Source organism: Ketobacter sp. MCCC 1A13808 (genome assembly GCF_009746715.1).
Classification (GTDB): Bacteria; Pseudomonadota; Gammaproteobacteria; order Pseudomonadales; family Ketobacteraceae; genus Ketobacter.
In genome coordinates this window covers 83,130-103,421 of the sequence record NZ_VRKW01000009.1, presented here as the reverse complement: position 1 = coordinate 103,421, position 20,292 = coordinate 83,130, and the positions used below count along the sequence as shown (strand labels likewise).

General features: G+C 51.2%; 15 protein-coding genes and 2 pseudogenes. 13 read left to right on the top strand and 4 right to left on the bottom strand.

Translation table 11 applies throughout. From position 1 onward, the window contains the following. Positions 1 to 48: 48 nt before the first annotated feature. From trmB to FT643_RS16200, 5 genes are all read left to right on the top strand, one after another. Positions 49 to 741 carry a tRNA (guanosine(46)-N7)-methyltransferase TrmB gene (gene trmB / locus FT643_RS16220; RefSeq protein ID WP_156872469.1) on the top strand — a complete coding sequence of 231 codons (693 nt, stop codon included), beginning with the start codon at positions 49 to 51 and terminating at the stop codon, positions 739 to 741. Positions 742 to 811: 70 nt separating this feature from the next. Then, positions 812 to 3,628, top strand: coding sequence for a PD40 domain-containing protein (locus FT643_RS16215; RefSeq protein ID WP_198043615.1), 2,817 nt, complete (start codon positions 812 to 814; stop codon positions 3,626 to 3,628). A 162-nt stretch (positions 3,629 to 3,790) separates the two neighbouring features. Further along, positions 3,791 to 4,960 carry a hydroxymethylglutaryl-CoA reductase gene (locus FT643_RS16210; protein ID WP_156872467.1) on the top strand — a complete coding sequence of 390 codons (1,170 nt, stop codon included), beginning with the start codon at positions 3,791 to 3,793 and terminating at the stop codon, positions 4,958 to 4,960. A 153-nt stretch (positions 4,961 to 5,113) separates the two neighbouring features. Next, positions 5,114 to 7,963 (top strand): type VI secretion system Vgr family protein, encoded by a 2,850-nt coding sequence (locus FT643_RS16205; protein ID WP_156872466.1) that lies wholly within the window; start codon positions 5,114 to 5,116, stop codon positions 7,961 to 7,963. A 25-nt stretch (positions 7,964 to 7,988) separates the two neighbouring features. Beyond that, complete coding sequence (locus tag FT643_RS16200) at positions 7,989 to 8,540, top strand: hypothetical protein (protein ID WP_156872465.1); 552 nt, start codon at positions 7,989 to 7,991, stop codon at positions 8,538 to 8,540. A gap of 64 nt (positions 8,541 to 8,604) precedes the next feature. Here FT643_RS16200 and FT643_RS16195 read toward each other — a convergent pair. Beyond that, a pseudogene (locus FT643_RS16195) lies at positions 8,605 to 9,371 on the bottom strand (IS256 family transposase); the annotation flags it as partial. Between the two features lie 5 nt (positions 9,372 to 9,376). On the opposite strand from FT643_RS16195, the gene FT643_RS23505 reads away from it, so the two are divergent. The 3 genes from FT643_RS23505 to secD all read left to right on the top strand — a co-directional run bounded on the left by FT643_RS23505 (position 9,377) and on the right by secD (position 13,003). After that, the gene (locus FT643_RS23505; protein WP_156872464.1) at positions 9,377 to 9,856 is read left to right on the top strand and encodes a TRAP transporter large permease subunit; all 480 of its coding nucleotides are present in this window, start codon (positions 9,377 to 9,379) and stop codon (positions 9,854 to 9,856) included. A gap of 220 nt (positions 9,857 to 10,076) precedes the next feature. After that, entirely contained in the window at positions 10,077 to 10,391 is a 315-nt protein-coding gene (locus FT643_RS16185; RefSeq protein ID WP_156872463.1) for a hypothetical protein, read from the top strand. Positions 10,392 to 10,471: 80 nt separating this feature from the next. Then, entirely contained in the window at positions 10,472 to 13,003 is a 2,532-nt protein-coding gene (secD, locus tag FT643_RS16180; RefSeq protein WP_156872532.1) for a protein translocase subunit SecD, read from the top strand. Positions 13,004 to 13,099: 96 nt separating this feature from the next. On the opposite strand, the gene FT643_RS16175 is transcribed toward secD, so the two are convergent. After that, a complete protein-coding gene (locus FT643_RS16175; RefSeq protein ID WP_156872462.1) occupies positions 13,100 to 14,467 on the bottom strand; it encodes an SLC13 family permease in 1,368 nt (455 codons plus the stop codon). Between the two features lie 411 nt (positions 14,468 to 14,878). Between FT643_RS16175 and FT643_RS16170 the strand changes: the two genes are divergently transcribed. The 5 genes from FT643_RS16170 (at position 14,879) to FT643_RS24080 (ending at position 17,587) form a co-directional block, all read left to right on the top strand. Then, positions 14,879 to 15,850, top strand: a complete 972-nt coding sequence (locus FT643_RS16170) for a calcium/sodium antiporter (protein WP_317622045.1) — start codon at positions 14,879 to 14,881, stop codon at positions 15,848 to 15,850. Positions 15,851 to 16,170: 320 nt separating this feature from the next. Continuing rightward, complete coding sequence (gene tnpA / locus FT643_RS16165; RefSeq protein WP_156872460.1) at positions 16,171 to 16,344, top strand: IS66 family insertion sequence element accessory protein TnpA; 174 nt, start codon at positions 16,171 to 16,173, stop codon at positions 16,342 to 16,344. Positions 16,345 to 16,493: 149 nt separating this feature from the next. Then, complete coding sequence (gene tnpB / locus FT643_RS16160; protein ID WP_198043613.1) at positions 16,494 to 16,847, top strand: IS66 family insertion sequence element accessory protein TnpB; 354 nt, start codon at positions 16,494 to 16,496, stop codon at positions 16,845 to 16,847. 43 nt (positions 16,848 to 16,890) lie between these two features. Beyond that, complete coding sequence (locus FT643_RS16155) at positions 16,891 to 17,097, top strand: IS66 family transposase (RefSeq protein ID WP_156872458.1); 207 nt, start codon at positions 16,891 to 16,893, stop codon at positions 17,095 to 17,097. Positions 17,098 to 17,158: 61 nt separating this feature from the next. Further along, positions 17,159 to 17,587, top strand: coding sequence for an IS66 family transposase (locus FT643_RS24080; RefSeq protein ID WP_156872457.1), 429 nt, complete (start codon positions 17,159 to 17,161; stop codon positions 17,585 to 17,587). Here the strand turns inward: FT643_RS24080 and FT643_RS16145 are convergent. Then, positions 17,536 to 18,741, bottom strand: a pseudogene (locus FT643_RS16145) (IS256 family transposase). The gene FT643_RS24080 and the pseudogene FT643_RS16145 overlap by 52 nt on opposite strands. Positions 18,742 to 18,835: 94 nt before the next feature. Continuing rightward, positions 18,836 to 20,140, bottom strand: a complete 1,305-nt coding sequence (locus FT643_RS16140; protein ID WP_156872456.1) for a metallophosphoesterase — start codon at positions 20,138 to 20,140, stop codon at positions 18,836 to 18,838. Positions 20,141 to 20,292 lie beyond the last annotated feature (152 nt).

Below are 20,292 nucleotides of genomic sequence, written 5' to 3'. Positions count from 1 at the left end.
GCAACCAAGTTTTAGTCGTAACCAAGGCGAATCAGGCAACCCATTACCATGACAGAATCGGAACAACCGCAACGGCGTCTGCGTAGCTTCGTACGCCGGCAAGGCCGTTTGACAGAGGGCCAGAATCGCGCACTGGAAACATTGTGGACGCAGTATGGCGTTGAACTGAAGCAGGGTAGAGTTAATTTTACCGAGCTTTTCGGCAACCCTAATCCGGTGATACTGGAGATTGGTTTCGGGAACGGCACCTCGTTATTGGAAATGGCACAACAATCACCCGACAAAAACTATCTTGGTATTGAAGTGCATCGCCCCGGTGTCGGTAAGCTAATCAATGACGCCAATGCGGCGGGTGTAGATAATCTGCGTGTATTTTGTGACGATGCAATCGACGTATTGGCGCAATGTATTGCCGATGGCAGTCTTGGCGGCATACAGCTATTCTTTCCTGATCCCTGGCACAAAAAACGGCATAACAAGCGCAGAATTGTGCAACCCGAGTTCGTGCAGCAGTTGCGGGGCAAACTGAAAACCGGAGGCTATTTTCATATGGCCACCGATTGGGAGCCTTACGCACAACACATGATGCTGGTGATGAGTGCTGCCGATGGTTTTCAGAATCAGGCGGGTGAATCCCGGTTTGCACCGAAACCTGACTACAGACCCGTCACAAAATTTGAACGTCGCGGTGAGCGATTAGGCCACGGTGTCTGGGATCTGATTTTTATAAAGCAGTGCTGACAGCCATAAAGGCGACCAAACAATAACAGGAAGAATAATGCTAAGACTGTTTATTTGCCTAGGGTGTGCAATGTGGTTCGCGCTGCCTGCCTGGGGTTATACCCCAAAAGATACGGCATTATTAAAACCAACGTTTTCTCAAAAATGGTTGACGCTTGAGACTGAGCACTTTCTTATTCATTACCGCAATTCGCATTTAAGTTATGCACAACGAATGGCAGCGGTTGCCGAGAAGGTGTATGCCCGTCAAACCCCCAGATTTGATTGGCAACCCGCAGACAAAGTTCAGGTTGTCATAAGCGACAGCTTTGATGGATCTAACGGGGGGGCAACCGTTCTACCCTATAACCAATTCTTTATTTTTATGTCGGCTCCGACCAAGGGAGAGTTACTGGATAACAGCCCCTGGATGGAGCAGGTATTTACCCACGAATTTGTGCATATCCTGCATCTGGATCAATCCTCCGGTACGCAAACCACTTTGCGAACTATTTTTGGCCGCTTCTTTTTTGTGTTTCCCCAGATCTTCAGTCCTGCGTGGGTAACAGAAGGCATGGCCGTGTATGAAGAAACCGATGAACAAAAGCGTTTTGGCCGAGGGCAGAGTGCATTGTACGACGCTATGATGCGCGCGGAATATGGTAATGGTTTTCGCAGTTTTACCGAACTGAGTTACCAGGGATCCTGGGGTACGGACTGGCCGGGTTCGCAGTCGTATTTATACGGTTACTATTTTTTTGAATTTTTGACAGCACAATATGGTGAAGAAAAAGCGTTTGAATATCTGCGTAATTGGAATGCCAACATTATTCCGTGGCGTATGCAGTCCAGAGCGAAAAAAGTATTCGGGCTCAGTGCGGAAAGCTTATGGTCGGAGTATGTACAGTACCTGGATAAAAAGTTCGCGCAAGAAATGGCTGGGCTGCCACAGCCGGATTATACAGAATTGGTTAGCACCGGCCGGATAAACAGCAACCCCCGCTGGATCTCGGAAGGTGATTTTTATTATTACCGTGAAGACGGCCGTCATCATCCTGCATTGCAACGTATCGATCCTACGGGTGCGGAATCCGAAGTGGCCGAAATTGAAAAATTCATCCAGGTTGATGTTCATCCGCAAGCGGGGGTGCTGCTGTCACGTTATGCGGTCTGTGACAATGTAAACGTGTATGCTGATCTTTACCGGCTGAATAAAAAAGGCCGTTGGGACCGGATTACCCGTTGCGGACGATATCCACGAATCGCCTGGTCACATTCGGCTGAGCGGATTGCGGCGGTACATGTGAACGAGGGTATTGCGCAGATAGCATTGCTGGATCCGCAGGGCACATTGCAACAGCAGTTTAAACCATTGGCGGAAGGTGAAGTGATCGGTGAAATCAACTGGTCCCCGGACGACAGCCGGTTAGTGGCGGCGGTGTATCGAGCACGCGGGGGCTGGAATCTGGAATTACTGGATCTGAATACGGGGCATTGGAGCCCGCTTACCAACAATACTCATCTGGAGCAGCGCCCGCGCTTCTCGGCGGACGGCAAGTCGGTTTATTTTTTATCGGATCAGGGGAACGTGTGGAATCTACGTCGGTTAATATTGGCGACGGGTCGCATTGAAACGGTGACGCGTACGCAAACCGCGATTCTCGATTACAGTGTTGAAGAAGCGTCGGGCCGCACCCGCGTAGCCGAATACACCGCGAACGGTGTCATGCTGCGTGAGCAAAAAATAAAACCGTGGGGCGACACCTATGCGGGATTGTGGCAACAACGGGCACCGGTGGAATCCATTGAAAACCAGCCCGCGTTCGATGCGCGGCAGTTTACGGATATCAGCGATTATTCGCCTCTGCCGACGGTACTGCCCACGTCCTGGTTCGCCATGCTCTATGCGGATAGTGAGGACAACAGCCTGCTGCAATTCTATTTGGCAGGACAAGATGTGCTGGGGTTTCATGCCTGGGAATTTGCACCGGCGTATTATCTGGAAAAGAACGAACTGGGAGGCAGTGCGAGCTACGTTGCCTATCATCGGCTCGCGCTGTTTGCGGAACGGGAATACGACACTATTCGGGCCAGTGGCAACGGCGTGCTCGGAGCCTGGCGGGAAGAAACGCGCTTTCAAGCGTTATGGATGCAACCTTTTAATAGTTTTGATGGCACCTTTCAAGTGGACTTGGGCGCGGGCCATGAAACTGTAAATCGGATTATCGAAGACTTCGGGCAATTTGATTCTTATAGCGACAATTTAGGCGGTATCTCATTTAATTGGTCTGATTACGAATACTATGTCCACTCAATCAGCCCGGAGGATGGCCGTCGGATTCGTCTGGAGTATGAAGAGTACAATGTGTTTGGTGGTGGCTTCCACAAGGGCGGGATTGTTAGCCTGGACTGGAGGGAATACATCAGCCTGTTCGATAATCACGTACTGGCACTGCGCGCGGTATTCGGTAAAGGGGATAGCGACGCCAAACCGTTTCAACTGGGAAATGAGCAGGACGAGCTGCAATCACTTGGCGGGCGGATTGGATTCGGTTATACCGGATATACCTTGCGGGGCTATGGTGATAACGAGCCGCGCTTGGCGGGCAATAATCTGAGCCTATATTCCGCAGAATACCGCTTGCCGCTGCGGGAGCTGTTCGATGGCTTCAGCACTTTTCCGGTGGGCTTAGGCAAGATCGGGCTGACCGCATTTATTGATCACGGGGCGGCCTGGGAAGAAGGTACGTCAAAGTCGTTTTATACCGGAGTGGGGGTTGAATTGAGCCCCGAGCTGCTGGTGGGGTATTCCACCTTCCGCATTGAGAGCACGCTCGGGTTTGCTCAGGGGCTGGACAGCGAGCTGGGTGAATCAGTCGTTTACCTGCGCTTAGGGGCCGAATTCTGAGTCTGTATCCTTTCTCTTATTCTGATGGGTAGTTAAACAGGCCATTTTAAATAGCAAAAACGGCCTTAAACCACTTCTTTTTTGCCTGGTCTGAGTGTTAGCACTACTATCGTCTAAAAAGCAATAAGTGCTGAACCCCCCTATTGGAGCAGAGGACAGAACATGCAAAAGCTACCCCGCGATAAGGCGAACGACTACACCCGTGATATGGCCACACAGCGACGCGATCTAGTCACTGAGGAAACCCGCGCCGAATTGAATCACGTTGGCTCCTATTCATTTGATCCTGCTGTTTTGCCTGGCAACATAGAGAATTTCTCGGGTGTAGCCCAGGTTCCTATGGGCTTTGCCGGCCCGATGCTGGTTAATGGTGAGCACGCCGAAGGTGAATTTTACGTCCCCATGGCCACCACCGAAGGTACCTTATTGGCCAGCTACAGTCGCGGTATGCGCTTGACCCGTGAAGCTGGTGGCATCACCACCACCGTGATTGACGATGCCATGCAACGAGCACCCGTGTTCAGCTTTACCGATGCGCGGGCGGCGCTGAAGTTCGGACGTTGGGTGGAAGAGAATTTCGAAGCGATCAAAGCCAAGGCCGAAGAAACCACGACTGCGGGAAAATTACGTAACATCGAACAGTACGCGGCCGCAAAAATGCGCTGGTTGCGATTCAACTTTACCTGCGGTGACGCCGCCGGTCAGAACATGGTGAGCAAAGCGACCCGCCATGCCTGCATGTGGATGCTGGACCAGGGTATTCCGGATCTTGAACACTTCAGCCTGGCGGCCAACTTCGATACCGATAAAAAACACTCTTTTGTGAATACCCTGCACACCAGGGGCAAGCGCGCAGTGGCGGAAATCACATTACCCGCTGAACTGGTAAGAGACGTAATGAATACCACGCCGGAAGCGTTATTCAACCAGCGACAGTTTTCCAATATGGGCGCACTGATGGCGGGGTCTGTTTGTAATGGGGCCCATTTTGCCAACGGCATAACGGCGATGTTTATCGCCTGCGGACAGGATGTGGCGAACGTAGCGGAATCGTCTGCGGGGATTGTTTATAGCGAAGTCACGGACAAAGGCGATTACTATTTCGCCGCGACAATCCCTTCATTGGTGGTTGCCACCTATGGCGGCGGAACCGGACTGCCCACCCAGCGCGAATGTCTGGAAGTGTTGGGCTGTTACGGCAAAGGCGGAGTGCATAAGTTTGCAGAAATTGTGGCGGCCACCGTACTTTGTGGCGAATTGTCCCTGGCGTCCGCCATCGTAGCGGATGAGTGGGTGTCCAGCCATGATGACCTGGGTCGTAATCGTCCCTAGTTTGCACCTCTCCTTGGCGTAGAGAGTTGGAAGGTCGCCATTATCGGTCAAGACGGGGTTCACGCATTTTCCTGCACAACTCCGTTGATCTTTTGCCTCCCCCCGGTCTATCTAGCAGGCGTCACTCCCTGACCGATAAGGACCGCACCCCGCATGCCGTTGCTAGCCAACAACAGTCGCTTCCACTTTGATATCCCTTCACTGGAGGAAGAGCTCCATGTGGTGGGCTTCGATCATGAAGAAAGCCTCAGTGGCCTGTTCCAGTGCCGGTTGGAGCTGGCCTGCCTGCGTCATAATCTGCCGCTGAACAACCTGCTGGCTCAGGCCGGTGTGCTGACGCTCTATGATGAGCAGCATCCGCGCCTGATTCATGGCGAGGTCGCCCGTGCTGCCCTGGGTGCAATCGGCACCCGATACACCACTTATTATCTTACCCTGCGCCCCAAACTCTGGTGGCTCACCTTGCGCAGTGGGATGCGCATTTTTCAGGAACGCTCGGTACCGGAGATCCTGCTGCAGGTGATTCAGGACGCCGGGCTGCAGGTGGATGTCTCGATCCGGACCCGCCGCCCGTATCCTCCACGAGACTACTGCTGCCAGTACCAGGAAACCGACTTCGCCTTCATCAGCCGCCTGATGGAAGAAGAAGGCCTGTTCTACTACTTCGAGCATCGTCTGGATCAGCATTTAATGGTGATCACCGATCAACAAGACAGCCTGGGGATGATGGACGGCTCCGCTGAATTACCCTATCACCCGAAAAGCGGCATGGTGGCGGACGAAGTTTCAGTCTACGACTTTAACCTGCGCCACCAGCTCTACAGCGGCGCAGTCGCCACCCGCGACTACGACTTCGAAAAGCCCGACCTGAAACTGCACAGCGAAGCCGAAGTTGGCCGCTTCGCCATGTTGCAGCACTATCACTACCCCGGCGGCTTTCAGCAACCGGCCCAGGGCGCACACTACGCCGCGGTGCACCAAGCCCGGCAAGGCCAAAGCCAAACCGTCGCCCGTGGCCAATCGGACTGCCACCGGCTGCAAGCGGGACGCCGCTTTATCCTGGACAAACCCGGCAACGCCGCCGGCGGAAAACCCTTCAAGCTGGAACTGCTGCTGACCCGACTTCACATCCACGGCCGCCAACCCCAAGTACTGGAAGAAGGCGCTGGCAGTGGCGGCAGTGAATTCGACGTACGCTTTCAGGCGATGCCCTCAGACCTGCTCTACCGCCCGCCGATCCAGCATCCCAAACCGCAGGCTGACGGCATCCAAACCGCCTTCGTTACCGGCCCCCAGGGCGAAGACATCTACACCGACGCCCACGGCCGCATCAAAGTCCAGTTTCACTGGGACCGGGAAGGCAAGCGCGATGAAAACAGCAGCGGCTGGATCCGGATCAGCCAGGGCTGGGCCGGCAACGAATGGGGGGCTTTCAGCCTGCCCCGAGTGGGCCAGGAAGTGCTGGTCAGCTTCTTAGACGGCGACCCGGACCGCCCCATAGTCACCGGGGCACTCTACAACAGCCAAACCATCCCGCCGGACAAACTGCCGGCCCAGCAAACCCGCACCACCTTCAAATCCCGCAGCAGCCCGGACGGCGGTGGCCACAACACCCTGCGGATAGACGACAAAAAGCACCAGGAACAAATCTACGTCCACGCGCAAAAAGACCTGGACTACTACATCCGTAACGACAAACGGGAAAGCATCGGCCACCAGCGTCACCGCATCGTGCAAGGCTCCGCCTACGATCACATTGAAAACAATCAACACCGCACCATCGGCAAAGACCACAACCTCCAGATCGACGGCCAGCAATCCCGCAGCATCGGCCAATCCATGGAGCAAAAGATCGGACAAAACTACCGTGAACATGCCGCCGTGGAATACCACCTTAAAGCCGGTGCGGGGGTGGTGCTGGATGCGGGACAATCCCTCACCCTGAAGGCGGCGGGCAGCAGTGTCGTGCTGGATGAAACGGGCGTCTCTGTAACCGGCCTCATGGTGCTGATCAACAGCGGAGGTGGGGCCGGCTCCGCCACCAGCGCCTTCGCCACCCCTCCACAACAGGCCGACACCGTCGACCCGGGCCAGCCCGGTCATCCCATCGCGCCACTGGGCGCCAACGCCCGCTTCAAAAACGCCCCGGTCGAGTTTGACCCGGCGTCGTTTAGTGCCATTGAAAAGCCAAAAGACATTACCCCAACCCAGGGTGAAGGCTTCGGGGCGGACGATGCGTTATCCCTATCGCTGGACCTAATCACGGGTGTCGGCACCGCAAAAGGCGTCGTCGAACTGATCGCAGGATTCGATCCGGTCACCGGAGAAGAAATCCCGCGTTGGATCAGCACAGCCGCCCTGGCCGCCAGTATTATTCCCGGAGGAAAAGCGGCCGTGCGCGGAGCTCGAACGGCTGGTAAAATGGCAAAACATGCGGATGAAGCAGTGGATGTGGGTGAGGCTGTTGTTAAGCATGGGGATGAGGTTGGGCAAGTTGCCGGGACAAAGTCTGGTGCAGATACGATGCATGCTGAAGTTGTTTCGGAGAAAGTTCCAAACAGAGCAACTGGAGCATTTGACCCTGATGTCATAAAGGTTTGGCCTGGCTTAGGAAAGCTTGAAGGAAAACAAGTCAATATTTCTGAAAAAGGGTTGAATATGGTGGAAAATCATCTCAAGCATTTTGATGTTGATGGCCCCGTTTTGGAAAATCAATTGATGGTTGATCGACTAAGAACGGCGCTTAATGATGGCAAGCCTTTGACTGGAGCAGATGCTAGCTTTTATATACATGAGGTAACTGAGGCAGCCAAAACAACTCGTGTTACAAATCAATTAGGTGTTCCTTATAAAACCGTTGCTAATGATTATGATCTTTATCAAACACTGCATTGGGATTCGATTAATAAATATGAGGTGTCGCCATTCAGCGTGTACCATCCTGAAGTAATAAATAAAGTAAATAATGTTACTCCTGGTGAATTCCCTCATTTTGATAGCTGATGGACAGATTTTTGGAAAGGTATAAATGAATAAAGAATTTTCGGATGGGCCGTTAAAGGCGTCTCTGTGGTTAGATGAATTTTCTCCGGCATTGTTTGAAAGTGAAAAGTTGGTATCTTGTAGTATTTCACTTTCTGATTATGCGACTGACCGTTTGTCTCAAGAAAGCGTTGTGACGCTAGAGGTTTTTTTACATCGTGGACCAAGAGTTTTGTACGCTCATGTTGGTGGTGTTTATAAGCCAGATGAACAATCCAGTTCATTGGAGGTGGAGGTTTTCTATGTTGATGACTTATCAAAAAAATGTGGAACTTCATTAGCTCTGGGTGCGGGTGAGTCATATGTTGGGTTGGAGAAAATATATGCAGAAGCTGTTTTGAGTGGCGTTAAAAAATCTTTGACTGATGGAGTAATTCTTTTCCCTGGCACTGTTACTATTAATTGTGGAGTAATTTCTAAGTTTGGCTCTGCGCCTGTAGTTTATGAGAGGCTGGGTGAGCAGATATGTCGAGCTTTTTCTTCGCATTCATCTGGTGAGGAAATAATAGCAGAAGATATATTTAAGCTATCGATTTAGAGGCCACTCTATTCTTTATTGAAGCCCAGGAGGGTGTTCAAAATTCTGTGTCAGCCTAGCAGCATCATAAGCTGATGAATTTCTCCAATCGATCAGGGAAATGGATGGTCAGCTGTGATAGCGTCTAGGCGACCCCGTCAGGTTCCAATTCTGGATTGGGTGAGTCCATCGCTCACTGGCTTGGAGTATACCGGCATAGAGCAGCATCAGTAAGCTGTTTTCATTGGCGAAGCCACCTTTGGTTTTGGTGAGTTTTCGGAATTGACGGTGAACAGCTTCAACGGCATTGGTGGTGTAGATCGCCTTCTGCACGTAATCCGGGTATTTGAAGTAAGTCGACAATGTGAACCATTTGCTGCGCCAGGAATTGATCACCATCGGGTATTTATTGCCCCCACTTGGCTTCCAGTTCATCCAGAGCGGTTTCGGCAGCGTTCAGCGTAGCAGCCTTGTAAACGCATTTTAGATCGGTCATAAACGCCTTCTGGTTCTTTGAGGCGACGTACTTCATGGAGTTGCGAATCAGGTGAAAGATGCAGTGCTGGATCTCGGTATTGGGGTAGATGCTTTCGATGGCTTCAGGAAAGCCCTTCAAGCCATCAACGCAGGCGACCAGGATGTCTTTTACGCCTCGGTTGTACAAATCTGTCAGTACTGAAAGCCGACGATGAGCGCCTTCCTGATCCGATAAATACAGGCCCAAGAGCTCTTTCTTGCCTTCGATGTTCAGGCCCAGAATGGTGTAAATGGCTTTGCTGACATAGCGGCCGCTTTCTTTTATTTTGTAGTGAATGGCGTTCCCTACCAGACGATAGGGTAGATCGCTTCCAGACCCGGTGCGGAACGCTCGCAGCGCCACCACGGTTCAGGCCATTGCCTGCGCTTCCGATGAGTCAGCGCCTTTGATTGGCGCCCTGGTGCTGTTGATCGCGCTGTCCATGAGCACCGACGGCATGATCGAACGCTCCGGGTTGCTGGAAAGCTTTCCCGCATCTGAGGGCTCCGTTTGGTTTACCCTGGCCGTGCTGATGATCATTTTGACCGGCATCGGCATCGATCCCCTGCATTTTTGGGTCGTTGCCGTTATGGCCTTCGAGTTGGGATATCTGACACCACCGGTAGCCCTTCACCATCTGATCGCCCGCCAGGTAACCGGGCCGCCGATGGAATGGGAAAGCCTACATGTCACGCTTTACCAGCACTATTTCCATATTATTTTCCCAATTCTGGTGATGGGCGTATCACTGCTGGCCGTGGCTTATTTACCCTTACTGTTTCCGAACGTTTTCTCGCGCTTGATGGGTGCCGGCTATTAGCATTAGGGTTCAAGCTGAGGTTAGGTGGTAATTAGGAAACATTTTTTAGCAAACCGGGTGTGAACGAATTGATTTCGACTGCTGCTTGCCCCATAGTGAGATTCTCCCTTCGCTTAAACAGCCGTCCAGTTTCAATATGATTCTTCTCTGGCAATTGCAACCGATTCGAAAAGTACTGCCTCTCCGAGGGACAATACTTGCGCTTTTGGTTGTTTGTGGGATGTCCTTTTGGATCAGCTCTGTCTCGCACGCCCTGAGCGGAATTGATCCGGTTGGTGTTGACACGCCTACCCAAGCGATTACCACTGCCACCAATGACTACTCGCGACTCAAATCAGGCCTGAGGACAGGCTATAACCATTCCAAATCGAACAACAACAGTGATTTTGATGGTCCACAGGCTATTAGTTTTAATCCGCCCAGCCTTTTCGATCTTAAGCCCGCTCCGGCATACCTTGTATTGTCCTTTCCTGCCCCGTTTGAAAAACGGGTACGGTTCTATTTACCCTCCCCGCGAGACCCGCCAACCACCTAGTCAGCTTATGATTTGATAACGCCACATTTCAAAATGTGGAATGTACTGTTGGTTGCACCCCATTTTTGGGAGGATTGCACATGAAATCGCTTCGAATGCGAGCTGTTGTATACAGCTTGATAACCTTATTGGGCTTGCTTTGTGCACTGCCCAATTTTTTACCGGACTCCATTGCGTACAAGCTACCGAACTGGTACGCGAACAATACAGTCACACTAGGTTTGGATTTGCGTGGCGGATCCCATCTGCTGCTGGAAGTGGAACCGCGGGATCTACTAATCGACAATAACGAACAGGTGGCTGATCAAATCAGGTCTGCTTTGGAGGAGGAAAAGCTCTATCCAGATTCCCTGCGGGCCAATGAAAATACCATCGAAATTGTTCCAAAAAGGACGACTCAGCTGGATCAAATAGAGCGCATTGCCCGTAGCACGCTCAAGTCAATGGAAAATTCGACATCCTATTCGATCGACAGCAGTGACCATCGAATTATTCTTTCGCCATCTAAAGATTACTTGAACAGTCTAACCGCAGATGCGGTTGAACGCAGTCTGGAGGTTATCCGCAGGCGCCTAAACGAATCTGGCCTGATTGAGCCGAGCATCACCCGTCAGGGCACTCTGGGTGTATTGGTTCAATTGCCGGGTGTAGAGGATCCGCAAAAAATTCGTCAGCTGCTGGGTACAACTGCGAAACTGACCTTCCATTGGGTAGCTCGAAATGAGGTAAGTTCCTATTCCAGCAAAATCAATATCCCTGGAGAAAATGGACAAGTTTATCAACTTGAGAGGCGGGTTGCGCTTCAGGGCAAACATATTAGTGATGCGCGTTTGACATACAATCCAGACACCGGCGAACCGGTTGTCAATTTTAACCTGGACAAAGAAGGTGCTCGTCGCTTCGGTGAAATGACAGCAACCCACATCGGTCGACCATTGGCAATTGTGCTTGATCAGCGGGTCATCTCCGCACCGGTGATCCGCAGTGTAATTGCGGGGGGTAGTGGAGAAATCAGCGGTGCTTTTACTTCCAATGAAGCAAGCGCTCTGGCTCTATTATTGCGCGCGGGAGCTTTGCCCGCACCGCTCAAAGTAATGGAAGAGCGAACAGTGGGGCCGGATCTAGGCAGCGATTCTATTGCTATGGGACTGGCAACCGGTCTAATCGGTGCAATATTGGTTTTCGGTTTTATGGTAACCGTGTATGGTCGCTGGGGACTGATAGCCTGTCTTGGATTGCTCACCAACGTTGGGCTTATCTTCGGCGTTCTAAGCTTTCTAGGCGCTACTCTCACTCTTCCTGGTATAGCAGGCATTATTCTGACCATCGGCATGGCGGTGGATTCAAACATTCTGATCAACGAGCGCATAAGGGAAGAATGCAGGAAAGGCAGATCTGCTCGTTTCTCGCTGGAAGAAGGGTTTAAACTGGCTTACAGCACTATTTTAGACTCTAATCTCACCACCCTAATTGCTGTTGGACTGCTATTTCTTTTTGGAACTGGACCTGTGCGGGGATTTGCGGCAACGATCGGAATCGGATTGTTGACCTCCTTATTTACTGCTATTGCCGTAACGCGGGTTCTAATGGAATGGCGGATAAGAAAACTCGACGGGCGCCCCTTTCAGATTTCTGGGCTTAAACTAATTGATGCTCTGGGTAACTGGCCAATAAACTTTATGAGAGCACGAAAATTCGGGCTTGCCATATCTGCGATATTATCGCTGACGGCTATTGTATTGTTTGTTCAACCAGGATTGAAATACGGAATCGATTTTAACGGCGGTACAATCGTCGAAATCGATGCGCCTACAGCTTCCCTTGACGGGCTGAGAAAAGTTCTGACACAACATAATTTGGGGGAAGCGGCTATTCAGGAAATCGATGGATCGGGACGTTATTTTGTGCGCTTTCCAGTCAACGACATGCTTCCCTTAACCGAACAAACGGACGTAAACGACGCGGTGATCGGATTGAAGCAAGCAGTAATGCAATATTCAGCCGATGCAAAGTTTCCCCGCGTAGAGATGGTCGGACCAAAAGTAAGTGGAACTTTCTCGGACATCACAATTTTAACTCTATTGTTGGCGGGTGCGGGAATGCTGACTTATCTTTGGGCCCGGTTCGAATTCCACTTTGCATTGGCGGCGATTCTGACCGTTATTCTCGATCTCACCAAGACTATCGGCTTTTTTGTTCTGGCAGGAATCGAGTTTAATCTTACCGCTGTGGCCGCATTATTGGCCCTGATTGGATACTCGATTAACGACAAGGTTGTGGTGTTTGATCGGGTAAGGGAGAATCTACGCCTAACACCCGACAAGCCATTTATTCAAATATTGAATGAAAGTATAACCTCAACGTTGACCCGGACAGTGTTCACCTCTGTAACAACATTTTTAGCGCTTTTGCCTATGGCAGTTGCAGGAGGAGCCGCTGTTACCAGTTTCGCTCTGCCCATGCTTTTTGGCATCATTATTGGGACAAGCTCGTCTATTTTTATTGCATCCCCCATTGTATACATTCTCGGACAACGTCGGGCACGCAAAGGCTTACCCCAGTTACGACCTACGGCTGAAGAAATTAGGAGGCAATTACCGACAATGCCTTGAACATCCTGATTTATAGCACCCATAATTTATTGATGCATTGCAGTTATATCAATAGTGTCGTTGACGGTTGTCCAGGCTACGCTCGAAACCAGTCCGTCAGTCCGCGAGGGTCAGTGGCCAACCCAGAATTAAGGTTACCACTGTCGTCGCACCGATGATCAGGTTCATGAGGATACCGACCTTCAGAAAATCTGAAAATCGGTATCCTCCCGGTCCGTAAACCATTAGATTACACTGGTAACCGATTGGCGTGGCAAAGCTAGCAGACGCTCCCATCATGATGGCGAAAACAAAAGGCTCGGGATTGAGTTGCGCCTTTTCAGCCATTTCCAACACGATTGGCAAGGATAGAATAGCCGCTGCATTGTTGCTGATGACTTCCGTCAAAATTGAAATCAGCGCATAGGTTAACACCAGCAGCAACCAGGGTTGTCCGCCACTAAGCTCCAGCACCTTCTGCGCCAGAAAATTTGCCGCCCCCGTTTGCAGTAAGGCCGCTCCGAGCGCAAAGGAAGCACCTATGGTGACCAGCACTGGCAGGTCCAGGCTTTTCTCAGCCTGATTCAGCGAGCAACAACCCAGCACAATCATCAGACCGGCGCCCAGCATGGCAGCGTTTAACATACTGGTCAGTTGGAATCCAGCGGTCAACACCACGCCCAGCAGGATGGCCCAGGCCACGTAGGCCCGATCATGGCGGGGCGATTCGGAATTCAGATCATTGATCAGCAGAAAGTCCTTACTGTAGCGTTGGCGGCTGACGAATACCGGGCGTGCTTCCAGCAAGAGAGTATCGCCGACGTTCAGGCGAACGCTGCCCAGATTACCCGACACCCGCTCGCCGTTGCGCGCAACGGCCATCACAACCGCGTCGTAACGGTCGCGGAATTTGGCATCACGGATGCGCTCGCCCACCACGGCACAATGGGGAGACACCACCGCTTCAACCAGGCGCCGTTCGGACACGGCTTGGGAAATCGCAACAGGGTGTTCGTTTTCAGCGGAAGGCACGATGCCATTGATGCGCAGCAGATCGGTGATGGCTTCTGTGTTTCCAGCAAACACCAGCCGGTCGCCACCCTGCAAAACCTCGTCGGAATCGACCGCCGTCAGAATGTGTCCTGCCCGTTCGATTTCCACCAGAAAGATGCGTTTCAGATTGCGTAGTCCGGCCACCTGAATGCTTTTTCCTACCAAAGGACCGTTGTGCGCAACGGCAACCTCCAAGGTGAATTCACGCAAGTTGGAGAAGGGATTTTTTTCACTGCGGTCCGGTAATAGCCGTGGGAAAAGCACCACCATGACGATCACACCGACAATGGAAACCGGCAGACCCACCGCAGTGATGTCAAAAAGAGAAAAACCATCTTCACCGGTCAATGTCTGGTATTGGCCATTAACAATCAGGTTGGTACTTGTACCGATCAGGGTGACCGACAACGAAAACCAGCCTTGCCATTCCATACTGAATCCTTCTACTGCAAAGATGAGTGTATTACACAGCGATGGAACGCATTCTAGCGTGGCAATCCTATGGCAACATAAGACTATTTGATTATCGATTTATAACGACTTTGATTACTCGAAACGAAGAGGAAATATTTTATATCGCCCCTCTCGACTTTCAGCAAAAACCGAATTAGAGTTCCCACATCTTAGGGGAGTAGTCGCTCGACAACGGTTGAGTTGGCCATCAACAATCTCCGAACCTTCGGGTTCGTGGTGGCCATGTCCAATGCGGACTGACGAGACCTGAGGCACAGCACAGCGTTCCGGGTGGGCGCAGTGCTGTGCCTGGGCACTGTCGACCACCCTGAGAATCTTCCCATGCCAAGCTTAAGCTCTCTCGTTAATACCCTCACCGCCGTTCCTGACATAGCATTGGCCATACTGGCTATTTTAGGCGGTTTTGTGCTGCTGGTCTGGAGTGCGGACCGCTTTGTAGAGGGTGCCGCTATAACCGCCAAACACGCAGGCATGCCCCCACTGCTCATCGGTATGGTGATCGTCGGTTTCGGAACCTCGACACCGGAAATGGTGGTGTCCGCCATGGCGGCACTGGATGGTAACCCGGAGCTTGCGCTGGGTAACGCCCTGGGTTCCAACATCGTCAATATTGGCCTGATCCTAGGTATAACTGCTCTGATAGCCCCCATTGCTGTACATTCGAAAATCGTACAAAAGGAACTGCCGTTGCTGTTTCTTATCGGGCTGTTCTGCGGTTTGTTGCTATGGGATAAGATGTTAACCCAGGCTGAAGCACTGGCGCTTCTGGCCGGTTTTTTTGGCTTGCTTGGCTGGAGTATATTTTCTGCGATCAGGGGGCGTGGGGACGCTCTGGTAACCGACACTGAGCAGGAGTTGAATCAGCACGCTATGTCACTTGCTTCCGCCCTCACCTGGCTGGTGGCTGGTCTCGGGCTGCTCATCGTGAGTTCCCGCATTCTGGTCTGGGGTGCAGTCACCACCGCTCAGTCATTGGGTATAAGCGATCTGATTATCGGTCTGACCATTGTCGCGTTGGGTACCTCATTACCGGAACTGGCTGCCTCATTGATTGCCGCGCGCAAGGGCGAGCACGACATCGCCATCGGCAACGTGGTGGGATCTAACATGTTCAATATCTTGGCGGTCGTCGGTGTTGCGGGTGTGATCGCTCCTATGTCCGATCTCGCCCCTGAAATTTTGGCAAGAGATTGGCTGGCGATGATGTCGTTAACCGTTGGGCTGTTTGGCTTGGCTTACGGCTTTCGCGGTCAGGGACGGATCAATCGGATTGAAGGAGGAGTGTTGTTAGCAGCGTATGCGGCTTACAACATTTGGCTGGTGAGATCAGTTTTAGGTTGATCCTTGCAACTTAGAATTGATTGTTAAATCGTGGGATAGGGAGAAAAAATGCACCCTTACTTTGAACTTCGATCACTGGCAACCTAGCTCATTGTCAGCATGTTAAGTCATTTTGCGAGCGAACTTCCTCTGTTAGCTTGAGTGCCGATTCTAATCGTTTAAAAGTGTGATATTGAGCAAATAACAAACTATGCACTGGGTAATTCGCCAAACTGAAACCGCTCTGAGCGAGTTATATGTAAGCGATCCACAAGCACCATTATTCCCAGCTGAAAGCTGTTTCCATAGACTCCTCCTGACCTAACAACCAGGAGTAGCACATGCCCAAACTCACCCAAAACCAGAAGCGCTGGCAGTCGATCATAGAAGACTGCCAGCAGAGCGGTCTCATCCAATCGCAGTATTTCCGTCAGCATCGAATCAATGTGTACCGGTTCTATTCATGGAAGAACCAGCTAAAGAAGAAACTAGCACCCTCCCAGACAGAAAAGTAAGGCGTATTTTTGCCCGTCTATTTTGAGCCTGCCATACCAGAGCCCACTTCGTTACTTCGAATTCGAGTCCGCGGGGCGGAAATCTAAGTCAATCATGATACCGATCCGGCGCTGGTGCAAAAAGCCGTTCAGTGGCCAGGAGAATGTTCATGATCCGCCCCAGCAACAGCTCGCTTAAAGTTTATGTGTATTCCGGCGTGGTGGATATGCGCAAGCAGATCGATGGTCAGGCTGCGTTGGTGGAGACCACGATGGAAGTCAATCCATTTTCCAAACGTTTGGTTGTGTTTACCAATAAACGCAGAGACAAATTGAAAATTCTGGCTTGGGATAAAAATGGGTTTCTGGTGTGGTATGAGCGGCTCGAAAAGCAACGTTTTCTCAGGCTCAAAGGGGATCATAACCGGGTGTTGAGCATCAAGGATTTGAACTTGTATCTGGATGGCTACGATATCAATCGCTTTAAACCGCACGAACCCTTAAAGATCGAAAAAGTCGCCTAAACTCACTAGAGACTGAAACGCTTCGGTATTAAAATACAGCGCCATGACAACGGCGCAATTAACCAAAGAACAACTGCTCGAGCTGGTTACCCAGCAACAAGAGCGCATCAACGCACTGGAAAACCAGGTGCGTTATCTGGTGCCCCGACAATTTGGCTTCAAGTCAGAGAAAATGAGCACCGACCAACTGGCTCTGTTTGGTGTTGCTGCCGATCCTGAGTCGCCAACTGTGAATGTGGTGGTCAGCTAAAGCCGATCGCCACTAAAGTCAGTGAACAATGTGAATATATTCCTGCCCCTGCTGCCAGCAGATGGTGCTGGCTAAGAAGCCGCCTCAACCGTTACCCAAAACCAATGCCGCACCAGGCTTATTGACGCATCTGGTTACGACCAAGTATCTAGATGCTGTACCGTTGCACAGCCAAGAGAACCAGCTAAAGCGCATCGGCATTACGATACCGCGGAACACCCTGGCCAGCTGGGTTATTCAGTTGTCGAATCTGGTTTTGCTGCTGACCAATCTAATGGAAGACCTGATTCGAGCCGGGCCGGTAATCCAATGTGATGAAACGCCGAGTTTGGGGATGTATGTTCAATCCGATCCCATTGGGTTGGAAGGTGGGTTGAATACTTATGGGTATGCATATCAAAACCCAATTTTGAGGGCGTTCAAAATTCTGTGTCAGCGTCATAGGCTGATGTGTTTTTCCAGCCTGTCTGGGAAGTGGATCGCTAGTTGAGACAGTGTAAGATTCCAATTCTGAATCGGGTGCGTCCATCGCTCGGTAGCCTTGAGTATACCGGCATAGAGCAATTTCAGTAAGCTGCTTTCATTTGGGAAGCCACCCTTGGTTTTGGTGAGTTTTCGAAATTGGCGATGTACCGCTTCGACGGCGTTGGTTGTGTAAATCGCTTTGCGGACGTAGTCCGGGTATTTGAAGTAGGAGGATAAAATCACCCATTTGCTGCGCCAGGAATTGATCACCATTGGATACTTGTCGCCCCATTTGGCCTCTAGCTCATCGAGGGCTGTCTCTGCAGCGTTGAGCGTGGCCGCCTTGTAGACGCATTTGAGATCGTTCATGAATGCCTTCTGGTTCTTCGACGCGACATATTTCATCGAATTACGGATCTGATGAATGATGCAGTGCTGTATTTCGGTTTTGGGGTAGACGCTTTCGATGGCCTCCGGGAATCCTTTTAGGCCGTCGACGCAGGCAATCAGGATATCCTTGACGCCACGATGGTAGAGGTCGGTCAAAACGTTGAGCCAGTGGTGCGCGCCCTCGTTATCTGATAAATACAGTCCCAGTAGCTCTTTCTTTCCCTCAATGTTGAGGCCCAGAATAGTGTAGATGACCTTGCTGACATAACGGCCGTTTTCCTTGATTTTCTAGTGAATGGCATCCAACCAGACGATAGAATAGATCGCTTCCAGATCCCGTTCACGCCAAGCTTGTAACTCGGGGAGCAGCTTGTCGGTTACGGCATTGATGGTGCCATTGGAAAGCTCGACACCGTAGAGATTGGTAATATGGCCGCGGATGTCCTGGTAGCTGTTACCCAGGGCAAACAGAGCCAGGATCTTGCGTTCCAACTCATCAGTGAGATGAGTCTGGTGTTTTTTGATAAGCTGGGGTTCGAAAGTGCCGGACCGATCTCTGGGCGCATCCAGCTCAAAGCTGCAAGTGGGACCTTTCATTGTTTTGGAAGACTTGCCATTCATGCGGTTGGGCGCCTCTTCATTGGCCAGGTGTTCATCCAGCTACGCTGCCATAGCGGCTTCGGTGAGCTGTTTGATCAAAGGTGTCAGGATGCCATCCTTACCTGTGAGATCTTGGCCTTCACGCAAGGCTTTGAGGGCGGTTTCAATATCGAAAGTTGGTTTGGTCATAGGTCATCTCTTTTGGTCTAATGATAAAGAAATGACACAGAATTATGAGCACTACCCCCGGCCAATCCAGATCCGCTCTCCAGAATTTGAACTATTAAGAACGTCTCCGCACGATTGTTGTTTCATAGGCCAGTGTCTGTTCGCCGTTATATTGGTCTACGGTATACGCACGAATAGTCATCCGATTCCCTTTTAGCTCAATCATAAAGAAACCGGCTGTATTATCTTGTTGCCAGAATACTGCATTGCGATCAGGGTTTTTAAATGCTCGGGATTTTGCCCCGGCTCCGGAAATAATAAACAGGGTTTTGCCGCACTCAGGAACGGAATTAAGGAATTGCAAATCGTGATCATGTCCTGCCAAGTATAAATCCACTTTGTCGCACACATTGTTTTGGAACCATTCCCGGTATACTTCACCGGAAACCCGTTTGGTGAGCGGTTCTAATGGTGGAACGCCATCGTATAATCCGGCGTTGCCATGTACGCCGTTGGAGATGAAAGGGTGGTGGGTAAAAGCAATTCGCCAGCCATCCATTGGCTTCGCCAGTTCATTGGCGAGCCATTCCGCTTGCATGGCTTTGTACTTGTTCACCGCATACGCGGGAGCAATTTCAAGAGCAGCGATCATCGGATTGGAATCCAGTGCCATGAACCGGGCCAGGGGGCGGGGGTGGCCTAATGGTGCAGTAAACGAATAATAACGATCCGGCATTTGCCATTTGTTGCTGAGTTTATCGTCGCGTCGGGTATAGGCCACCTGAATATCACCGGCGTGATTGAAACTGCCGAGCCCGTCAATCACCAGGTCGTTATCGTGATTGCCCAGTGACATAAAAAACGGAAAGTCCAGATTGTCATAGGGCAATTCGAACTTGACTTCGAAGGCCGTGCTGTAAGTACTGGTCGGGTTATCGTCATAGATATTATCCCCCAGGCCTACCGCAAATTCGCAACCACCGGCACGACTGCACACTGCTTCCATTGCCTCGGAGACGAAACGCTGTGTGGTATTTCCTTCACCAAAATCGCCTAATGCAACAAAGCGAACGATATGATCCGGGGCGGGTGTCACGGCGGCTGTCACAGGCGTGAAGCGCGCTTTAATGTAAACGTCGTTACTCAGGTCGACATAGCAGTCATTGTATTGAGTCTGACTGCAGTCCCCTTCCCATCCGGAAAACTGATAACCCTCATCAGCAAAGGCCGAGAGAAAGGTGTTGGCCGGGTCTTGTGAAAACAGGGATTCGTAGCCTTCCAGGGTGCAGCTACCTTCGGTTTGGGTGCAGTCAATCGCCAGCGGAGTTGAAATGACCCGGCCCCCAGCGGTGGTCTCGACCGTAAGATTACAGGCGTTTAGCCCCAGGGCGGCCGTCGCCACCAGCATTGAACGCAACATAACGGAATCTCTGATTATTCTTGTGATAGTGAAGGGGTATAACGGTAATCCCTTTAAATGACAACGAAGTGATGACGAATGGTGTGACTAAGCGCAAGTTTCGGGTCGCAAATCGGGTCTTGTAACGCCACACTACGGGTTAGTGATTATGA

Bases quoted from the DNA above. Each gene is read 5' to 3' on its own strand.
- trmB (WP_156872469.1), top strand. From the start codon at position 49: ATGACAGAATCGGAACAACCGCAACGGCGTCTGCGTAGCTTCGTACGC.
- FT643_RS16215 (WP_198043615.1), top strand. From the start codon at position 812: ATGTGGTTCGCGCTGCCTGCCTGGGGTTATACCCCAAAAGATACGGCA.
- FT643_RS16210 (WP_156872467.1), top strand. From the start codon at position 3,791: ATGCAAAAGCTACCCCGCGATAAGGCGAACGACTACACCCGTGATATG.
- FT643_RS16205 (WP_156872466.1), top strand. From the start codon at position 5,114: ATGCCGTTGCTAGCCAACAACAGTCGCTTCCACTTTGATATCCCTTCA.
- FT643_RS16200 (WP_156872465.1), top strand. From the start codon at position 7,989: ATGAATAAAGAATTTTCGGATGGGCCGTTAAAGGCGTCTCTGTGGTTA.
- FT643_RS16185 (WP_156872463.1), top strand. From the start codon at position 10,077: ATGTCCTTTTGGATCAGCTCTGTCTCGCACGCCCTGAGCGGAATTGAT.
- secD (WP_156872532.1), top strand. From the start codon at position 10,472: ATGAAATCGCTTCGAATGCGAGCTGTTGTATACAGCTTGATAACCTTA.
- FT643_RS16175 (WP_156872462.1), bottom strand. From the start codon at position 14,467: ATGGAATGGCAAGGCTGGTTTTCGTTGTCGGTCACCCTGATCGGTACA.
- tnpA (WP_156872460.1), top strand. From the start codon at position 16,171: ATGCCCAAACTCACCCAAAACCAGAAGCGCTGGCAGTCGATCATAGAA.
- tnpB (WP_198043613.1), top strand. From the start codon at position 16,494: ATGATCCGCCCCAGCAACAGCTCGCTTAAAGTTTATGTGTATTCCGGC.
- FT643_RS16155 (WP_156872458.1), top strand. From the start codon at position 16,891: ATGACAACGGCGCAATTAACCAAAGAACAACTGCTCGAGCTGGTTACC.
- FT643_RS24080 (WP_156872457.1), top strand. From the start codon at position 17,159: ATGGTGCTGGCTAAGAAGCCGCCTCAACCGTTACCCAAAACCAATGCC.
- FT643_RS16140 (WP_156872456.1), bottom strand. From the start codon at position 20,140: ATGTTGCGTTCAATGCTGGTGGCGACGGCCGCCCTGGGGCTAAACGCC.